The sequence below is a fragment of the Geminisphaera colitermitum TAV2 genome, assembly GCF_000171235.2.
Lineage (GTDB): Bacteria > Verrucomicrobiota > Verrucomicrobiia > Opitutales > Opitutaceae > Geminisphaera > Geminisphaera colitermitum.
Genome location: NZ_ABEA03000013.1, coordinates 25,532 through 44,946, shown reverse-complemented (window position 1 = coordinate 44,946; position 19,415 = coordinate 25,532). Strand labels below are relative to the sequence as shown.

At 60.2% G+C, this 19,415-nt stretch carries 11 protein-coding genes; 5 read left to right on the top strand and 6 right to left on the bottom strand.

Annotated elements, in window-relative coordinates; translation table 11 throughout:
* A partial coding sequence (locus OBACDRAFT_RS02150; protein WP_043582455.1) for an Hpt domain-containing protein occupies positions 1–719 on the bottom strand: 719 nt, incomplete at its 3' end.
* A 227-nt stretch (positions 720–946) separates the two neighbouring features.
* Between OBACDRAFT_RS02150 and OBACDRAFT_RS30455 the strand changes: the two genes are divergently transcribed.
* The gene (locus OBACDRAFT_RS30455; protein ID WP_052360870.1) at positions 947–4,966 is read left to right on the top strand and encodes an ATP-binding protein; all 4,020 of its coding nucleotides are present in this window, start codon (positions 947–949) and stop codon (positions 4,964–4,966) included.
* Positions 4,967–5,212: 246 nt separating this feature from the next.
* On the opposite strand, the gene OBACDRAFT_RS02140 is transcribed toward OBACDRAFT_RS30455, so the two are convergent.
* The 4 genes from OBACDRAFT_RS02140 to OBACDRAFT_RS30450 all read right to left on the bottom strand — a co-directional run bounded on the left by OBACDRAFT_RS02140 (position 5,213) and on the right by OBACDRAFT_RS30450 (position 12,294).
* A complete protein-coding gene (locus OBACDRAFT_RS02140; protein WP_043582453.1) occupies positions 5,213–5,842 on the bottom strand; it encodes a putative globular PEP-CTERM protein in 630 nt (209 codons plus the stop codon).
* Positions 5,843–5,917: 75 nt separating this feature from the next.
* Positions 5,918–8,239 (bottom strand): InlB B-repeat-containing protein, encoded by a 2,322-nt coding sequence (locus OBACDRAFT_RS27800; RefSeq protein ID WP_232766562.1) that lies wholly within the window; start codon positions 8,237–8,239, stop codon positions 5,918–5,920.
* 965 nt (positions 8,240–9,204) lie between these two features.
* Complete coding sequence (locus OBACDRAFT_RS02125) at positions 9,205–9,834, bottom strand: putative globular PEP-CTERM protein (RefSeq protein WP_043582453.1); 630 nt, start codon at positions 9,832–9,834, stop codon at positions 9,205–9,207.
* A gap of 75 nt (positions 9,835–9,909) precedes the next feature.
* Positions 9,910–12,294, bottom strand: a complete 2,385-nt coding sequence (locus OBACDRAFT_RS30450) for an InlB B-repeat-containing protein (RefSeq protein ID WP_157836878.1) — start codon at positions 12,292–12,294, stop codon at positions 9,910–9,912.
* A 1,303-nt stretch (positions 12,295–13,597) separates the two neighbouring features.
* Between OBACDRAFT_RS30450 and tgt the strand changes: the two genes are divergently transcribed.
* Positions 13,598–15,724 carry a tRNA guanosine(34) transglycosylase Tgt gene (tgt, locus tag OBACDRAFT_RS02110; protein ID WP_043582452.1) on the top strand — a complete coding sequence of 709 codons (2,127 nt, stop codon included), beginning with the start codon at positions 13,598–13,600 and terminating at the stop codon, positions 15,722–15,724.
* Between the two features lie 208 nt (positions 15,725–15,932).
* The gene (locus OBACDRAFT_RS02105; protein ID WP_088179270.1) at positions 15,933–16,532 is read left to right on the top strand and encodes an OmpA family protein; all 600 of its coding nucleotides are present in this window, start codon (positions 15,933–15,935) and stop codon (positions 16,530–16,532) included.
* A gap of 182 nt (positions 16,533–16,714) precedes the next feature.
* On the opposite strand, the gene OBACDRAFT_RS02100 is transcribed toward OBACDRAFT_RS02105, so the two are convergent.
* Positions 16,715–17,230 carry a hypothetical protein gene (locus OBACDRAFT_RS02100; protein WP_043582466.1) on the bottom strand — a complete coding sequence of 172 codons (516 nt, stop codon included), beginning with the start codon at positions 17,228–17,230 and terminating at the stop codon, positions 16,715–16,717.
* Positions 17,231–17,555: 325 nt separating this feature from the next.
* Here OBACDRAFT_RS02100 and OBACDRAFT_RS02095 point away from each other — a divergent pair, with 325 nt between their 5' ends.
* Both OBACDRAFT_RS02095 and OBACDRAFT_RS02090 read left to right on the top strand, forming a co-directional pair.
* Positions 17,556–18,233: a hypothetical protein gene (locus OBACDRAFT_RS02095; protein WP_232766558.1), complete on the top strand. Its 678-nt coding sequence runs from the start codon at positions 17,556–17,558 to the stop codon at positions 18,231–18,233.
* Positions 18,234–18,256: 23 nt separating this feature from the next.
* Positions 18,257–19,333 (top strand): HAD family hydrolase, encoded by a 1,077-nt coding sequence (locus OBACDRAFT_RS02090; RefSeq protein WP_052360862.1) that lies wholly within the window; start codon positions 18,257–18,259, stop codon positions 19,331–19,333.
* Positions 19,334–19,415: the final 82 nt, after the last annotated feature.

Sequence of the window (19,415 nt, the reverse complement as noted above, 5' to 3'; positions counted from 1 at the left end):
GCGTCGCGGCTCGCCAGCACCTCGGTGATGATTTCCGGCGTGAGCCGCAACCGCTCCATGCGCACCAGATCGAGCAACGACTCCACCTCATGCGTCAACGTATGCATCGGCGTGAGATGCAGGAAACTCGACACGCCTTTGATCGTGTGGAACGAGCGGAACAAACTATTGAGAGCGTTCTTGTCTTCCGGTGCCGAATCCAGCGTCAGCAACGCCGCCTCGATCTGCAACAAGTGGTCGAGCGCCTCCGCGTGAAACTCCGCCAGCAACTCCCGGTTTTCCTCCAAATTAAGCTCCAGCACCCGATCGCACGCAGCTTCTGGAGCCAAGGGAAGGCGGATCTCGCTGCCCCCCCCCGCCGGACACGACTCCGCCGCGCCTTCCGAATGAACAGCCCCCTCCCCCCCCCCCCCCGCCGTCAACGCCCCCGGAAGCCACGCCACCAGCCCCTTCAACTCCGCCAACGACACCTCATCAAACGGCAACCCTCCCTCAAGCCGCGCCCCCAGCACTCCCAGCACCGCCTCCAACCGCTTCACCACATCTCCCCCCGCCTTCCCCGCCACGCCGTCCCCGGACACCAGCGCCAGCAACTCACTTGCCAGACTGAACGCCGGCACCAAACCCTCATCGCTCCCCGGGCGGGCGAGGATCGATTCACCGGTAAGCCGGCTGCAAATATCATCAAAAGAAGCGAGAGTATCAGGCGGAAAAGACATCCCATCACCCCAATCGACCCCTCACGCCAAAACTTTAGGAGCGACCGGATCGGCAACAAAACCGTTGCTCCCTTGTTCCGCTCCCCCTCTCGCCGCTCCCCGTCCCCTCATTCCGCATAGGGTAAACTCCCCAAAATTCATTTGCTCCTTGATGGCAATACAGCAACGTCTGCGCCTGCGTCTCGGCCAACGACTACCACAATCACGGCCGCCGACGCCGACTCAGAATGCCTGCCACGCCACGCACCTTGCCACGCACCACGTGGCTGTCGCGCATCGCTCTCCTGCTGGGGGCCGTGCAGATCGCGTGCGGACTCGCCACACTCATCGTCTGGTCGATGCACGGCCCCGGAACCGGGAGCATGTCCCTCCCCTGGCTGAAGGCCAACACCGCCTTTTGCCTCACCCTCATCGGCCTCATCCTGGTCGGTGAAGAGCGCGGCCACCGCGGCATACGCTGGCTCGCCCTCATCCCCGTGCTCATCGGCATCCTCTCGCTGGTCGAAGTCGGTTTCGACATCAACCTCGGCATCGACGAAATCTTCGCCACCGACCGCTTTCGCCAGATCAGCATCTCCCCGCCCGGGCGCATGACTCCGCTGGCCGCCTTTGTCATCACCTCCACCGCCTTCCTCCTCTCCCCATTTGCCGGCCGCGGCCGCCCCCGCACCCTCGGCCTCGTCGTCGTCGGCTCCATCATGGTTGCCATCGGCTTCGCCGCCCTCATCGGCCACACCCTCAGCCTCCCCGCCGTGTACAACTGGGGCCGCATCGGCTCCCTCACCCAGCACACCGCCTGGCTCCTGCCCCTCATCGGCGGCAGCCTCCTCCTTCGCGCCTGGAGCCTCCATGCCGCCAACCACATCGACGCCCCCGCCTGGCTCCCCCTGCCCGTCGTCATCGCCTCCGGCACCCTCACCCTCATCCTCTGGATCGGCCTGCGCGAAGGCGAGAAAACCTATCGCGCCACCAACACCCTCGGCGCCCTCAACAGCCTCGCCAACGCCATCAACATCGACATCGACCGCCACGCCACCAACCTCGAACGCATGGCCCGCCGCTGGGCCCAACTCCAGGCCGTGGCCCCCGCCCTCCGTGAAGTCGATGCCATGACCTACCTCGGCGACGCCCCTGCCGTCCAGTCCCTCGCCCTCGCCGACGCCGCCGGACGCACCCAGTGGGTTTACCCCGCCGCCGGCAACGAAAACCTCCTCTCCTACGACCAGTCCACCGACGACACCCGCCGCGAAGCCATGCGCGAGGCCACCACCACCACCCTCCCCGTCGTCTCCCCCACCCTCGACCTCCCCACCTCCGGCCCCGGCTTTGCCATCATTGCCCCCATCATCCGCGACAACCGCACCACCGCCTACCTCATCGCCGAAGTCCCCTACCAACGCCTCTTCATGACCCTCGAACGCCGCCTCAAGGAGATCAATGAAAGCTACCTCTTCGCCATCGAGATCGGCGGACGCCTCGTTTACGAAAGCACCCCCGGCGCCACCACCCGCATGGTCGAATCGCGCGCCATCACCCCCACCCTCCAGCAACGCCGCATCCACATCGAACTCGGCGCCACCCCCTCCCACTACTCCCGCGGCTACCGCCGCCTCCCCGAACTCGCCCTCACCTCCGGCCTCGGCATCTCCCTCCTCCTCGGCCTCAGCGTCCACCTCGCCCGCTCCGCCCGCAGCGGCCAGCGCGCCGCCGAAGCCTCCAACCGCCGCCTCGTCGCCGAAAACGAAGAACGCCGCCGCGTCGAAGCCCAGTTAAAAATCTCCGACGAACGCCTCCGTCTTGCCCTCGAAGCCACCGAAATCGGCATCTTCGAATGGTTCGTGGACTCCGACCGCCTCTTCATCAACCCCGGCTTCCTCACCCTCCTCGGCTATCCCCCCGCCACCGCCGCCTCCACCTTCACCGCCTGGCTCGACCTCGCCCACCCCCTCGACCGGCCCGACATCGACACCACCCTCTCCCACCTCATCGAAGGCACCACCGCCTTCATCGAACCCGACTACCGCGCCCGCGACGCCTCCGGCTCCTGGCGCTGGATCTGCCTGCGCGGCCGCACCGTCGCCCGCACCCCCGAAGGCCGCGCCGAACGCATCGTCGGCACCCTCCAGGACATCACCCCCCGCAAAGCCGCCGAAGACGCCCTCCGCACCAGCCAGGCCTCCACCCGCAAACTCTCCCTCGTCGCCAGCCGCACCGACAACCTCGTTGCCATTGCCAGCGCCCGCGGCGAGATCGAATGGATCAACGACTCCTTTGAAAGCGCCATCGACCAAACCCTCTTTCAAGTCGCCGGCCAGCCCCTCATGACCCTCCTCGCCGGCCCCGAGACCGACCCCGCCGTGCGCGCCGCCATCGAAGCCGCCATCCACGACGGCCAGCCCATGAGCGGCGACGTCGTCATCACCCCGCCCGCCTCCTCCCTCACACCTGACACCCCCGGCCGGCACCCCCGCAACCTCCACCTCGAACTCCAACCCGTTTTCAACGACCAAGGCGCCATCGAGAACATCATCGCCATGGCCGCCGACATCACCGCCCGCGTCGAGACCGAACGCGCCCTCCGCCACGCCAAGGCCGAAGCCGACAAAGCCTCGCGCGCCAAGAGCGAATTCCTCGCCTCCGTCTCGCACGAAATCCGCACCCCCATGAACGGCGTCATCGGCATGACCAGCCTCCTCCTCGACACCCCCCTCAACCCCGACCAGCACGAATTTGTCACCACCATACGCAACTCCGGCGACACCCTCCTCTCCCTCATCAACGACATCCTTGACCTCTCCAAAATCGAATCCGGCCGCATGGAACTCGAACAACTCCCCTTCGAACTCGTTCCCTGCATCGAAGACATCCTCGACCTCTTCAGCGCCCACGCCACTGCCAACCGCATCGAACTCGCCTACCACGTCGCCCCTGCCCTCCCCGCCTGGATCATCGGCGACGTCACCCGCCTCCGCCAAGTCCTCTCCAACCTCGTCAACAACGCCCTCAAATTCACCCCCTCCGGCACCATCTCCATCGAAGTCTTTCCCCTCCCCCCCGACAGCCCCCATCCTGAAATCTCAAACACACACACCACCACCCCGCCGCTCCCCCCCCCCCCCCCCGGCGACCTCATCCAATTCACCGTGCGCGACACCGGCATCGGCATCCCCGCCGACCGCCTCGACCGCCTCTTCAAATCCTTTTCCCAAGTCGATTCCTCCACCACCCGGCGTTACGGCGGCACTGGCCTCGGCCTCGCCATCTGCAAACGCCTCTGCCGCCTCATGGGCGGCGACATCTGCGTCGAAAGCACCCCCGGCCAAGGCTCCACCTTTGTCTTCACCATTCGCGCCCAGCCCGCCCCCCCCCCCCCCCCCGNATCCGCCGCGCGCCCCCCTTCTGAAACCCACGGCCCCCTCCACCGCCACACCCTCCTCCTCGTCGAACCCAATCCCCTCAACCGCCGCCGCTACACCGAAATCATCGAACAAGCCGGCGCCACCCCCCTCCCCTATGCCGATCCCCTCGCCGCCGCCCTCGCCCTCCACCGCGCCACCACACCCCTCCCCGACGCCATCATCCTCAACACCGCCGCCGCCGACCCCGCCCTCATCCACGAAATCACCACCCGACCCATTCTCTGGCTCCACACCCAACTTCGCCCCACCGACATCCCCCCCACCACCGCCCCCTCCCTCACCCTCCAGCGCCCCGTCCGCGCCCAGCAACTCCTCCGCGGCCTTCACGGCATCCTCCACCCCATGGCTGGCCCAGTCCCCCCCCCCCCCCCCGGTTCACCACCCAACGCCACCGCCCGCCAGACGGCGGTTCACGAACACCCCCTTGCCGAGGAAACCCCGCTCAAAATCCTGCTCGTCGAAGACAACGCCGTGAACCAGAAAGTTGCCCTCCGCTTCCTCCAACGCCTCGGCTACCTGGCCGACGCCGTGGGCAACGGCCACGAAGCCCTCGCCACTCTGGAGAACCGCCGCTACGACCTCGTTTTCATGGACGTGCAGATGCCCGAGATGGACGGCTTTGAAGCCACGCGAGAGATCCGCTCCAGACTCCCGGCCGACCGCCAGCCCGTGATCATTGCCCTCACGGCCAACGCCCTTGAAGGCGACCGCGACGCCTGCCTTGCTGCCGGCATGAACGGGTATTTATCAAAACCCCTGAAGATCGAAAAACTCGCCACGGCGATCCGCACCCACTGCATCCCAGTCTCTGGAGGGCGGGTCTCCTGACCCGCCGACGGCGTGCAACGCCGCCCTTCCGGAATATTTCCCGCAAAGCCGCAAAGTCGCGGAGAAAATCATTGTGTGCGGTGTGTGTGTGGTGGGGGGGGGGGGAAGGAAAGCGGAGGTCTCAGAGAGACCTCCTTACCGGCATAAAATGGTTATAATTTCAACAACCATGCTCTGACTGACGAATTACGAATGTATTGACACAAATGCCAATGTTTAGGGCATTCGTAATTCGTCATTATCTCATTACTGGCGACGGCGCACGATCACATAGGCGAGCATCGCCAGTCCGGCGAGGGCCGCATACGTGGAAGGCTCCGGCACGTTGCTAGTCTGCCATACAAGATTGCTGGTTGTATGGGTGGACTGGTTATCCTGTACTTCACCAACTGCAGTAGCCGTTTCCTGATAGCTGTATTCGCCGTAGGTGCCTCCATTAAGGAGAATATCCGCCCACTTGGCCGCGACACGCCCATCAAGATACGCGTCCTGCGCATAGTCAAAATCCGCGTTCACGCCCGGTGCCAGTTGAAACACTCGGATATAAATGGTGAATGTCTCGCTCGGATTCAGCCAAATCGAATTCTCCCAAGTTACGGCTGCAAACATCCCAGTCATGGACGTATAGCTACCTCCCCATGTGTCGCAAAAATCGCCGACACCGATGAGGACATTATTCCCTTGGTTGGCTGTATCCACGAATACCGCGGCAATGTAACCATCCGATCCATAGAATGGCGAGCCATCCTCCATGGTCAGCGGATTGGGCACAGTCACCCAGTCATACGTATTAGTGAAACTCGGATTGCTCTGACCCGCCTGCACGGAGGTCAAACCAAGAACCAGAGCTCCTGTTAGTATCAATGCTTTTTTCATGATATTTTGGTTATATATTATCTATTTTCCCCATCAGGTTTTTCTGATGGGGGAAATTCATTCATTTGTTGCACTTTACTCCAGCCCAACATTCATCGAATCCTCGACAACATTGAGCCTTGGTGCCCAAAACAGGGTGGCGTTATATTTAATCTGGAACCCTTCACCGATATGAATCGTTGTGGGGGCATTGCCCTCCTGCCAGCGTCCGCCTCCAGCAGCTAGATAGGTATTCGTTACCAAAGAGCCATTGCTGCGATAGGTGGCCACCGCATCACCAACAACAGGACTGATCCCCAGCGCCACCGTAGAGGCAGCAATCGGCAACGATGTGCCCACCTTACGCGTCTCTCCTCCAGTCAACGAATAGGTCACAGACTGGGTCGGCACAACCCCAACAAACTCTTTCGTCGACGCAACGACTCCGGCATTGCGCACAGACGCCACGCTCCCCACCGGGAATACCAGCGTGGTCGGCTGCCAACGTCCTCCTCCGGCTGCTATCTTGGTTGCCGATGCAGTTGTCCCATCCGGTTTAGTAATGTTTATACTGGAACCAACAGCAAGGTCGCTGAACAGGGCTACAGCATCGCTCACGCCGTTCGCCAGTTGATTGACCACCAAACGAGTCTGGCTCGCTGGCACTGTCACCTCGTAACGTCCGAAGAGTGTCGTGTTGTATTTGACCGTATCGCCTGCGACCGGAGCACCACTGGCATCAACCGGTTGCAGGGTGGTCGCCACTCGATAGAAACGGGCGGCGTCGGCAGTGGGGTTGATGACGATCGAGAACGATTTGCCATCAGCAGCAACGACAATCGTGTAACCACTCTGATCAGCCAGAGACCATGTGCCGAGAATATTCGTGGCGGTATACACCGTCACCTTGTCCGCCTCAAACACCTGCGACTGCTCGGGATCGGACGGGGTGGCATCAATCGCTCCCTCAAGGACTATTCCTCCGAGCGTGGTGGGATCAGGGATGACCACCAAGGTGTCATTGTTGATCTTTGACGGAATGGTCGGTGCCAGAGTCCAGCGTGCATAAACCACTTCATTGCCAAGAGAACCTTGCTGAATTTGCGTAACCTGCTCTCCTCCAACTTCGGAAGTCGTAAACCAGCCTGCAAAAACCCAGCCCGAACGCTGGCTCGGTGCCGTCAGCGTAATCGTGGACGTCTCCGTGGTGTAGCTGATAGGGTTGGAATGGGTTGCACCTTCCAAACCAGAATATGTTATACTATACGTAATTGGCGTCCAACGGGCATACAAGGTCGTATCCTGACCCTTGTTCCATGCGCGCACATAGGTGCCGCTGGCGTTATAATATTGCGTGCCGCCGGAGGTCGCATCCCAATAGCCAGCAAAGATATAGCCAGCGCGCGAGGGAACGCTCACCACGCGCATGTTCTCGTTGTAGTAGGCCTTGGTGCTTCCAGAACCACCGCTACCTCCTTCATCGCTAAGGGCAATGGTATATTCCACACCAAGATACGTGATGATAACCTCACCACTCGTGCGTCCGGCCCCACGGCTGTTGCTGGAATAGTTCAACGCTGAGGGCTTGGTCACAGTGCCTTTGATAAAGTTCAGTCCGCCTGCGCCGCCTGCGCCGCCACCGCCATCAAAGCCATTGTTGCTGCCACCGTCGCCGCCGCCGCCGCCGCCGCCGTTGGCACCATCGAAGCCGCCGCCGCCGCCGCCAGCACCACCGCCACCATATTGAAAGGGGGCTGCGTTTTCTCCATCCTGACCATTAGCACCTGCGGTGCTGCTTGTGCTGTAGCCGTGTCCGCCAGTGCCACCGATTGCATCGGTATAGCCATAACCGTTTTCGCCTGGGTAACCTCCACCAGCACCGCCACCACGGCTCTTGCTGTTGCTGGAGCCGCCGCCGGCCGCACCAGAACCGCCGCCGCCGCCAGCGGCCAAGTAAATGTTGTTCAGCCCGGCACCGTTCACCAGAATGCCAGAGGCTCCGCCGCCGCCGCCCCCAGCAAAACCGCCTCCCAAGGCATAGCCCCCTGCACCGCCGTGTCCACCATAGCCGCCGGAGCCGAACCATAGGCCTCCTACTCCATTCCCGCCCGTGCCGCGGAATGCGCTATCATTTCCTTGCGCCTGTGCGCCATCCGCACCTTTTCCGCCGATCTGGACGTAGAGGGTCGTGCCCGCGTCGAACCAATAGAGGCCGCGCATGGTTCCACCAACGCCGGCCGGCGCACGATCACCGCTTTTCTGTGCGGCTGTTCCGCCATCACCACCAAAGGCTTCCACATGGTAGTAACCTGATTGTGTAATCGCCACTCCCGACGCTGAAGTCGAATAACGCGCCGGACTGTACACCGTAAACGTCGCGGCAGCGGCTATATTCGCGGACAAAAGCCCTGCGATCATGATCAATGCCGAAAAGAACGGCAAGGCACGCCGGAGCGTACCAGTATGTTTATTTCTTAGTTTTACCATATAATGTAGGAATAAAGGTGTTGGAATGATTGTTTTGGCAGGTGGAGCGGCGGCTTTTTCCGCCAATTCGCCCCCGGACGTCTGACAATGAAGTGATGCTTGGTCTTCGGAATTTAAGAGTTGAGATTAGAGACTAAAAAGTTCGGATTTTATCGTTGCCCACGAAACACACGGAAGGGCACTCCCCACGACATTTCTGCCGTGGTGGCGAAGGGGGTCATGAGGGAGGAAAATTGCATGTGAGAGGGAGCGTGAATGGCTATTTTTGTATGTGTGAATAGACTTTGTAGCAGATTCGGAAAAATTGAGGTAGTCCGGTAAAACCCTGAGTCCGCTATTTTGGGTAAAATCCGTTTAATTGTTACGTAATTTTCCGATGCATCGAAATCGGTCAAAATGCAACCTTCATGGCGGTAATTATCATGCTGTTCCTGCACCACGAAATCTTGTCTGTTTCCGATGTAAATTCGGGGTTCTCCAAGGATATTCGCGGGCATCCTCCAACTGGATGTAATTAATTCGTGGATACAGCAGTGCGTGGGTCCTGAAATTACGTAAGTTGATAAAATTTTCGCGTCTAATTATTAGAAATTCTCCTTAATAATCTTCAAAAAAGGGCTTGCGGAGTGTCTGGAGGGAGGTGGAAACGGCGTTTTTGGGGGCATTTTAATGCTCTTTTCCACTCAAAAAGAACTCACGCGGAGTCGCTGAGGACGCGGAGAAAACCATTGTGTAGGGGGGGAGGAGGGAGGGGAAAGGAAAGCGGAGGTCTCGGAGAGACCTCCCTACCGGCATGAAATGGTTATAATTTTAACAACCATGTTCTGACTGACGAATTACGAATGTATTGACGCAAATGCCAATGTTTAGGTCATTCGTAATTCGTCATTATCTCATTACTGACGACGACGCACGATCACATAGGCGAGCATCGCCAGTCCGGCGAGGGCCGCATACGTGGAAGGCTCCGGCACGTTGCTAGTCTGCCATACAAGATTGCTGGTTGTATGGGTGGACTGGTTATCCTGTACTTCACCAACTGCAGTAGCCGTTTCCTGATAGCTGTATTCGCCGTAGGTGCCTCCATTAAGGAGAATATCCGCCCACTTGGCCGCGACACGCCCATCAAGATACGCGTCCTGCGCATAGTCAAAATCCGCGTTCACGCCCGGTGCCAGTTGGAACACTCGGATATAAATGGTGAATGTCTCGCTCGGATTCAGCCAAATCGAATTCTCCCAAGTTACGGCTGCAAACATCCCAGTCATGGACGTATAGCTACCTCCCCATGTGTCGCAAAAATCGCCGACACCGATGAGGACATTATTCCCTTGGTTGGCTGTATCCACGAATACCGCGGCAATGTAACCATCCGATCCATAGAATGGCGAGCCATCCTCCATGGTCAGCGGATTGGGCACAGTCACCCAGTCATACGTATTAGTGAAACTCGGATTGCTCTGACCCGCCTGCACGGAGGTCAAACCAAGAACCAGAGCTCCTGTTAGTATCAATGCTTTTTTCATGATATTTTGGTTATATATTATCTATTTTCCCCATCAGGTTTTTCTGATGGGGGAAATTCATTCATTTGTTGCACTTTACTCCAGCCCAACATTCATCGAATCCTCGACAACATTGAGCCTTGGTGCCCAAAACAGGGTGGCGTTATATTTAATCTGGAACCCTTCACCGATATGAATCGTTGTGGGGGCATTGCCCTCCTGCCAGCGTCCGCCTCCAGCAGCTAGATAGGTATTCGTTACCAAAGAGCCATTGCTGCGATAGGTGGCCACCGCATCACCAACAACAGGACTGATCCCCAGCGCCACCGTAGAGGCAGCAATCGGCAACGATGTGCCCACCTTACGCGTCTCTCCTCCAGTCAACGAATAGGTCACAGACTGGGTCGGCACAACCCCAACAAACTCTTTCGTCGACGCAACGACTCCGGCATTGCGCACAGACGCCACGCTCCCCACCGGGAATACCAGCGTGGTCGGCTGCCAACGTCCTCCTCCGGCTGCTATCTTGGTTGCCGATGCAGTTGTCCCATCCGGTTTAGTAATGTTTATACTGGAACCAACAGCAAGGTCGCTGAACAGGGCTACAGCATCGCTCACGCCGTTCGCCAGTTGATTGACCACCAAACGAGTCTGGCTCGCTGGCACCGTCACCTCGTAACGTCCAAAGAGCGTCGTGTTGTATTTGACCGTATCACCAGCAACCGGAGCACCACTGGCATCAACCGGTTGCAGGGTGGTGGCCACTCGATAGAAACGGGCGGCGTCGGCAGTGGGGTTGATGACGATCGAGAACGATTTGCCATCAGCAGCGACGACAATCGTGTAACCACTCTGATCAGCCAGAGACCATGTGCCGAGAATATCCGTGGCGGTATACACCGCCACCTTGTCCGCCTCGAACACCTGCGACTGCTCGGGATCGGACGGGGTGGCATCGATCTCTCCCTCAAGGACAATGCCACCGGGTGTGGTGGGATCAGGGATGACCACCAAGGTGTCACTGTTGATCTTTGACGGGATCGTCGGTGCCGATGCCGATTCCGGAGTCCAGCGTGCATAAACCGTTTTATTACCAAGAGAGCCTTGTTGAACTTGCGTAACCTTTTCCCCTCCAACTTCAGAAGTGGTGAACCAGCCCGCAAAAACCCAGCCCGAACGCTGGCTCGGCTTCGTCAGCGTAATCGTGGGCGTCTCCGTGGTATAGCTGATGGGGTTGGAATGGGTTGCACCTTCCAAACCAGAATATGTTATACTATACGTAATTGGCGTCCAACGGGCATACAAAGTCGTATCCTGACCCTTGTTCCATGCGCGCACATAGGTGCCGCTGGCGTTATAATATTGCGTGCCGCCGGAGGTCGCATCCCAATAGCCAGCAAAGATATAGCCAGCGCGCGAGGGAACGCTCACCACGCGCATATTCTCGCTGTAGTAGGCCTTGGTGCTTCCAGAACCACCGCTACCCCCTTCATCGCTAAGGGTAATGGTATATTCCACACCAAGATACGTGATGATAACCTGGCCATTGCTTCCATTATTTCTGCTATTGAGGGTATAACTTGGCATCAATGCAGGCTTTGTTACAGTCGATTTAATAAAATTCAAACCACCCGCGCCGCCGCCGCCGCCACCACCGTGAGGGGCATGGTTGGATCCACCACCACCAGCATTGCCGGCGCCACCGCTGGCGCCGTTGAAGCCGCCGCCGCCGCCACCACCACCACCGCCGCCATTTTGCGTAAAAGTTGATGCTTCTCCATCACTGCCAGTGCCACCTACGGTGCTGCTTGGGTTGCTACCGGTCCCTGGATAACCGCCAAATCCCTCAGAGTAGCCCACCCCAGCGGCACCCGATCCCCCTCCGCCAGCTCCGCCTCGACAACTAGAACTCCTTATATCGCCGCCTGCCGAACCACCACCGCCGCCGCCGCTTGCTGCCAGATAGATGTTGGTCAAGGCAGTTCCTCCTACCAAAATACCGGAGGCACCGCCACCGCCACCACCGCTGCCGCCACCAGACGTAAGCAAAAAGCTTGCTCCGCCCCATCCGCCCCGTCCACCACTGCCAAACCACTGACCACTGCCACCTGCTCCAGGAACAACAGCGATCTTATTTTCGGGTGTTCCGCCTTCGCCGCCGACTTGGACGTTAATTATTGTGCCCGCGTCAAACCAATAGAGCCCACGAAGTGTATCACCTGTACCGCCAGCGGCTCGCAGCGATTCCGAGGTGTCTCCACCTTTGCCACCATCACCACCGAAGGCTTCCACATGATAGAAACCCGGTTGAGTAATCTCGACTGCAGCTGTGGACCCATAGTAACGTGTCGCGCTCCGAATCGTGAACGTCGCGGCAGCGGCTATATTCGCAGATAAAAGCCCTGCGATCATGATCAATGCCGAAAAGAACGGCAAGGCACGCCGGAGCGTACCAGTGTGTTTATTTTTTATTTTATTCATATGTGTAGGAAGAAAGGAATTGTAGTGATTGTTTTAGCAGGTGGAGCGGCGGCTTTTTCCGTCAATCCGTCGCCGGACGAGATGACTGCCTCGCAGGCTCGGATGGCGCGGTGTCGCGCGTCTGACGACGGGAGCCTCGCCGCTCCTTAGCGCACAATATGTTTCCTGTGTATTGTCTGTCTATTGGCGTGATTAATTATATAGAAATACAAAGACTGCGTCTAACAGTGAAGCGATGGCTGGCATTCGGAATTTAAGAGTTGAGATTAGAGACTAAAGAGTTCGGATTTTATCGTTGCCCACGAAACACACGAAAGGACACTCCCCACAACATTTCTGCCGTGGTGGCGAAGGGGGCCATAAGGGAGGAAAATTGCATGTGAGAGGGAGCGTGAGTGGCTGTTTTTGCAGTGTGAATAGACTTTGTAGCAGATTCGAAAAAATTGAGGTAGTCCGGTAAACCCCTGAGTCCGCTATTTTGAGGAAAATTAGCCTAATGGTTACGTAATTTTCCGATGCATCGAAATCGGATAAAATGCAACCTTCATGGCGGCAATTGTCATGTTGTTCGCGCACCACGAAATCTTGCCTATTTCCGATTTAAATTCGGGCTTCCCAAGGGATATTTTCGGGCATCCTCCAACTGGATGTAATTAATTATCGGATACAGAAGAACGTGGGTAATAAAATTACATAAGTTGAGAAAATTTTTGCATCTAACTATTAGAGCTTTTCTTCAAGAATCTTCAAAAAGGGGCTTGCGGAGTGTCTGGAGGGAGGTGGAAACGGCGTTTTTGGGAGCATTTTAATGCTCTTTCCCACTCAAAAATAGCTCACTGGGAGTCGCTGAGGATGGCAACAAATGGTTTTCTCTGCTCCTCCGCGTTTCTGCATGACTTTCTTGATGTTACGACAAAATAAAGGGTTCTTCGACATTTTCAATGGTTCGACATGGAGTGCGGCGATTCATCGCCGCTTTCGACGGGCCGTTTTAACGACCCGCCTCCCGCCCTCCCGCCTCCCGATGCGTCCTTTGCCAGACGGCAGAGAGGGTAGCAACAGGGTAAGGCGAGGCGACATGATGAATCACGTCGCCTAAAGCGGCGATGAATCGCCGCACTCCATATCGCAATCCTGTCCCTCCACTGAAAACGTCGAAGAACCAAATAAAGGGAAGAGTCTTCAGCCGCTCCTTGCCGGCAGCCTTGCCCCCGTCCATCACGCCCCCCAGCCTGCCCGGTTCATGAACTGGCTGGCGCATCTTTCACAGTCACAGCCATAGCCACCGTCACACCCATCCTCCATGTCCCGGCTCCCATTCTCCCTCGACGCCACCGCTCCCGGCACCCGTGCCCGCGCCGCCACGTTTCACACCTTGCACGGGCCCGTGCAAACCCCCGTTTTCATGCCCGTGGGCACCCAGGCCACGGTTAAATCCCAGACCGTCGAAACCCTCAAAACCGCCGGAGCCAGCGTCCTCCTCGCCAACACCTACCACCTCCTGCTTCGCCCCGGCCCCGCGGTTTTTGAGAAATTCGGCGGCATCCACCGCTTCATGAACTGGGACCGCCCCGTGCTCACCGACTCGGGCGGCTTCCAGATATTTTCCCTCCCGCATTCCCGCGCCATGAACGAGGACGGCGCGCTCTTCCAGAGTTACGTGGACGGCACCACCCATCTGCTCTCGCCCGAGACCAGCATCGCCATGCAACGCTCCATCGGCAGCGACATCATGATGGTACTCGACCAATGCATCCCCGCCACCGCGCCCCACGCCCAGGCCCGCGCCGCCATGGAACTGACACACCGTTGGGCCGTGCGCTCGCTGGCCGCGCGCGGCGACTCCCCGCAGGCCCTCTTCGGCATTGTTCAAGGTGCCTGCCACCGCGACTTGCGCGAACAAAGCGCCGCCTTCCTCCGCCAGCACCCTTTCGACGGCCTTGCCATCGGCGGCCTCGCCGTGGGCGAAACCCACGAGGAACGCCACGAATTCACCGCGCTCGTCACCGAACAACTCCCCCCTCATCTGCCCCGCTACCTCATGGGCGTGGGCACACCGCTCGACATCCTCGAAGCCGTGCACCGCGGGGTGGACATGTTTGACTGCATCATTCCCTCGCAAGTCGCTGGGCGCGGGCTGGCCTTTACCTCGCACGGACGGCTCCAGCTTCGCCGCACCGTTTACAAATTCGCCGAGGAACCGCTCGACGCCGCGTGCGACTGCGCCGCCTGCCGCCACTACTCGCGTGCCTACCTGCACCATCTCGTGAAGGCCGACGAACACCTCGGCTGGCACTTGCTCGGGTTGCACAACATGACTTTTTACCACCGCCTCACCGCCGAAATGCGCGCGCACATCCTGCGCGGCGATTTTGCCGGCTACCACGCCCGCAAGCGCATCGACCTGCAACGCACCGACGAGGACCACCCCGGCCACGCGCCCGAAAAACCGCGCCGCAAAACCCGTCACCGTCGCCTTGGCGACTACGAGGTGCATGTCAGCGCGCAAGGCTTTGCGAGCATCCGCCAGACCAGTTCCGGCGAAATCATGCACTCCGTCAGCGCCCCCGACGAGGAAGCCCGCCGCCTCTACATCGACCAATCGTGCCTCGCCGCGCGCCTCGTGATGCCGCGCGATGCTCAACACGATGCGCCTCACGAAACCATCCCGCTTGTCATCTGGGATGTCGGCCTCGGCGCCGCGCACAACGCCATGGCGGTGATCCATTGTTTTGAACAACTCCTCGCCAACTCCGCCGCCTCCTGCCCCGACGCGCCGCTCCGAGCCCTCCGCCCCTTGCAACTCGTGAGTTTTGAACGCGACCTCGATCCCCTCCGGCTTGCGCTCAAGAACGCCGGACGCCACTTCCCCCACCTGCGCCACGCCGCGCCTCACCGCCTGCTCGAAACCCTTCCCAACGCCCGCTGGTCCCACGCCTCCGGCCTCCTGCAATGGGAACTCCACTACGGCGATTTTCTGGCGCACCTCGATACCGCCACCCCGCCCGACATCATTTTTTACGATCCCTTCTCCGCCAAAACCGATTCCCCGCTCTGGACGAGCGACACCTTCGCGCGCCTCCGCGCCCGCTGCGCGGCCAACCCCAATCCAGCCGGCAGCGAACTCTACACCTACTCCAACGCGACAGCCGTGCGCGCGGCCCTGCTCACGGCAGGCTTCCACGTTGCCGCCGGAGTGGGCACAGGCCCGAAAGCCGACACGACCCTTGCCTTCACGATGCCCGGCGGACCCGCCGCGCATCCCTCCACGCCCCCGCCCCGTCCGCTCGGCCCCGACTGGCTGGCACGCTGGCGGCGCAGCGGAACAAAATTCCCTTCCGCACTGGCCGGGGAAACCAACGAAAACAAAGCGGCCAGAGCCGCCTTCGTGCAACGCATCGAGCAACACCCGCAATTCGCCGCCCGGTGATGGGGCGACTCAGGCACCGGAGGGCGGGTCTCCTGACCCGCCAGACGCGGCGCAGCCGCGCCCATCCGGAATTGCGGCGCTTCGCGCCGTCGGCGGGGATTGGCAACAAAACCCGTCCTCCGGAGTCCCTATTTTTCGTCCACTCCTTAAATAGCTTGTCCAGTCGCGGGCACTGTCCATTAACATCAGACCCACTTTTTCTTCCACCATGAATGTTCTCCTTCGCAAGGCTCTCTTTATCATCGCCGGTTCCGCCGTGATTTTCGCCGCGGGCTGCAAAAAAAAGCCCGTCCGCCCCGATCCTCAGTCCACCCTCATCGGCCAGACGCCGGGTGGCAATGACACCCACTCCAGCGGCCTCAACACCACACCCTTTGGCGACCTCACCCCCTCCCCCCTGCCCGCCGGCCTCGTCTCCGACACCGGCAGCGGCCTGCAACTGGGCACGACCGACGCCTCCCACGGCAACCAGATCCGTGACGCGGTGCAGTCGGTCTATTTCGCCTTTGACCAATCCGCGGTGCGTCAGGAAGAGCGCGCCAAGATTCAGGATGCCCAGAACTATCTGAACGCCCACCCCGATCAGCGCGTCCTTCTCGAAGGCCGGTGCGACTGGCGCGGCACCGCCGAATACAACCTTGGCCTCGGTGACCGTCGTGCGAACTCCGTTCGCCAATACCTGCAAGACCTCGGCATCGCCGCCAACCGCATCGAAATTCTCTCCAAGGGCGACCTCGAAGCCGTCGAGAACGCCGATGCCGCCACCGCCGCCAAAGACCGCCGCGTGGACTTCGTGTTCATCAAATAAACCGCACCTTTCACTAAAACCCAAAAGCCCCGGACTTGATCCGGGGCTTTTTCGTGGCAGTCACCCGGCCACCCTTCGCCCCCTTTCAACGTCTTCCCATTCGAAAGTAGAACAATGGGCTCAAGAAACTCACGCGTATCCGCGCGGGCTATTTTTGAGAAGGAACGGGTATCGAACGGGTATCAACGCCCGCTCTCCTGCAAAAACCCATCCTCCCTCAACCCGCTCGTATAGACCACGGCGTAAACATGCGCCAAGATCGGGAGCAACAAACCGGCAAGCTCCATGTAACCGAGCGAGCGCGTCCGGATCAGCCCGACCGCCAGGAATCCCGCCCCCGCCACGCAGACCGCGAGCAACAAGTATTCCCACATCACCACAAACGCCTTGCGCCGGAAAAGCAGCACGACCGGCGTAGCACACAACAGCACCACCACCACCGCCGGTATCCACGTCAGGAGCAAACGCCCCCACATTGCCGCCATCGCGGCATCCCCTGCGCCCGCGTCCCCCGCAGCGCGCATCTCCGCCAGCACCGACACCGTGCGCAGCCCGGCCACCAGCAACGCCGTCACCACGCATGTCGCATACAAAATGGAGAGCACCCATACGCCATCGGGACGCCCCGCGCTGAGCGGACGGTGGGTGATGGGGCACAAGTCGTTGCAAGATTTGTCGGGCGGCGGGACAAGAGGCATTGAAGTCTGCATGGGGAGAACCGGTGTATCCGGGGGTTGGAGTTGACGGGAACCTGGCGGGGAAGGGCGGACGCCGTGGCAGGACGGCGACCAAACTCTCGGCTGGAGCACGCTCCTCGGTCAACGAAGCATCCATTCGGGACGACAGTTACGATTCAACCTACTGCCAAAGTTAACGAATACTTCATTCAGACCGCCCCCCCCCTCGTTATTTTTTTCCATAAGTGGATCGACTGGAGCGCCCGGATGAGCACTTTGCAGTCTCGTCCACTTAAACCTCCCCGACCTTCCAGTCGTCTTCACACCCACTGTCCACCAACCACACATGAACACCCTGTCCATCCGCCAATCCAGCCTCACCCTCCCCGACCGGCCCAAGTCCTGGGCACTAACCGCGCTCGTGACGCTTGCCATCTCCTCGCTCGCCCTGCTCTCCGGCTGCAACTCCGCCAAGGTCGATAACACCTGGAAATCCGCCGATGTGCAGACACTCAGCTTCAAGCGCGTCCTGATCGTCGCCACCGTGGCCGATGGCCCCCGTCGCCGCGCCGTCGAGGACACCGTACGCTCCGCCGTCAAAAACGCCGAAGTCGTCCCCAGCCACACCATCGTCGCCGACGTCAACGAACTCAAAAGCGTGGAAAACCTCGAAGCCGCCGCGCGTAAAATCGGAGCCGACGGCATCGTCGTCATGCGCCCCGTCGCCGACCGCACCGAACTCAAATACACCCCCGGCAACGTCTATCCCGACGCCTACGCATCGCTGCGCGATTATTGGGGCCCCGCCTATGCCACCATGCCGCTCTACTCCGACGAAGGCCGCCGCCTCGCCTACACCAACCGCTTCATCATGATCGAAACCAACATCTATGAAGCCTCCAACGGCAAACTCCTCTGGTCCGGCACCACCGAGCTTGTCAACCCCGGCAGCATCGAAAATCTCGTTCAGGAAACCGTCGCCGCCCTCCATAAAGAACTCCGCCGCCAGCGCCTTGTTCCCTGACCGCCCGCGCCGGTAGATCCCAAATGACAACCGGACAAAACCCCCAACCCAACGTTCCCAAGCGCAGCCCCTCTCTGCGCTTTGTCCGTTTCCTCGCGGTGGCGCTTGCCCTCGCAAGCCCCGCCCTCGCGCAAACCCCGGTCGCCCCCCCCTCCCCCCCCGATCCCCTGCCCTCCTGGCACGACACCACGACCAAGGCCACGCTCCTCGCCTTTGTCGCCGCCGTCACCACCGAAGGCGCGCCCGCCTACGTAGCCCCGCCCGACCGCGTCGCCGTCTTCGACCACGACGGCACCCTCTGCGCCGAGCAGCCCAACATGGAACTGCTCTTTTTCACCGCCCTCCTCAAAAACCGCGTTGCCACCGAACCCGAACTCGCCGCGCAACCCGCCGTGCGAGCCCTCGCCACCAACGACACCGTCTGGCTTCGCGCCCACGGCCAGGACGCCCTCCGCCAGCTCATCACCCTCGCCTACGGCAACCGCACCGAAGCCAGCTTCATCGCCTCCGTGCAGGAATGGGCCCGCTACTTCCGCCATCCCACCACCCACCGCTCCGTGTCCGGCATGGTTTACCAGCCCATGCGCGAACTGCTCGACCTGCTCCGCGCCAACGGCTTTGAACTCTGGATTTGCACCGGCTCCACCGAACGCTTCGTCCAAGTCATCTCCGCCCAACTCTACGGCATTCCACCCGAGCGCGTCATCGGCTCCACGATCAAAACCGAACGCCGCATCGTTGACGGACGCGAAGTCCTCTGGCGTCTCCCCATCATCGAAAAATTCAACGAAAATGAGGCCAAGGTCGCCGCGATCCAACGCCGCATTGGCCGCACCCCCATCCTCGCCTGTGGCAACGCCGGCACCGGCTCCGACGTCGCCATGCTCCGCCACACCCAGGATCTCCAACCCGGCCGCGCCTCGCTCGCGCTGCTCATCCAGCACGACGACGGCTTCCGGGACGCACGCTACGGCGACGACGACGTCACCTCGCTCGCCGCCGCATCCAGCGACCAATGGACCCTCGTCAGCGTATCCAGAGACTGGGCACGCATTTTCCCCGACCTCGTCCCTGGCGATCTCTCCTCCGGTCCCCGTTAACCCTGCCACCTGTATGCCTCTGCATGATTTTTTTCACTCCTCCATTTGCAAACACCCGCCTCTCGTCCCATTCATTTCAACA

Bases quoted from the DNA above. Each gene is read 5' to 3' on its own strand.
- OBACDRAFT_RS30450 (WP_157836878.1), bottom strand. From the start codon at position 12,294: ATGAATAAAATAAAAAATAAACACACTGGTACGCTCCGGCGTGCCTTG.
- tgt (WP_043582452.1), top strand. From the start codon at position 13,598: ATGTCCCGGCTCCCATTCTCCCTCGACGCCACCGCTCCCGGCACCCGT.
- OBACDRAFT_RS02105 (WP_088179270.1), top strand. From the start codon at position 15,933: ATGAATGTTCTCCTTCGCAAGGCTCTCTTTATCATCGCCGGTTCCGCC.
- OBACDRAFT_RS02090 (WP_052360862.1), top strand. From the start codon at position 18,257: ATGACAACCGGACAAAACCCCCAACCCAACGTTCCCAAGCGCAGCCCC.
- OBACDRAFT_RS27800 (WP_232766562.1), bottom strand. From the start codon at position 8,239: ATGATCGCAGGGCTTTTGTCCGCGAATATAGCCGCTGCCGCGACGTTT.
- OBACDRAFT_RS02125 (WP_043582453.1), bottom strand. From the start codon at position 9,834: ATGAAAAAAGCATTGATACTAACAGGAGCTCTGGTTCTTGGTTTGACC.
- OBACDRAFT_RS02100 (WP_043582466.1), bottom strand. From the start codon at position 17,230: ATGCCTCTTGTCCCGCCGCCCGACAAATCTTGCAACGACTTGTGCCCC.
- OBACDRAFT_RS02140 (WP_043582453.1), bottom strand. From the start codon at position 5,842: ATGAAAAAAGCATTGATACTAACAGGAGCTCTGGTTCTTGGTTTGACC.
- OBACDRAFT_RS02095 (WP_232766558.1), top strand. From the start codon at position 17,556: ATGAACACCCTGTCCATCCGCCAATCCAGCCTCACCCTCCCCGACCGG.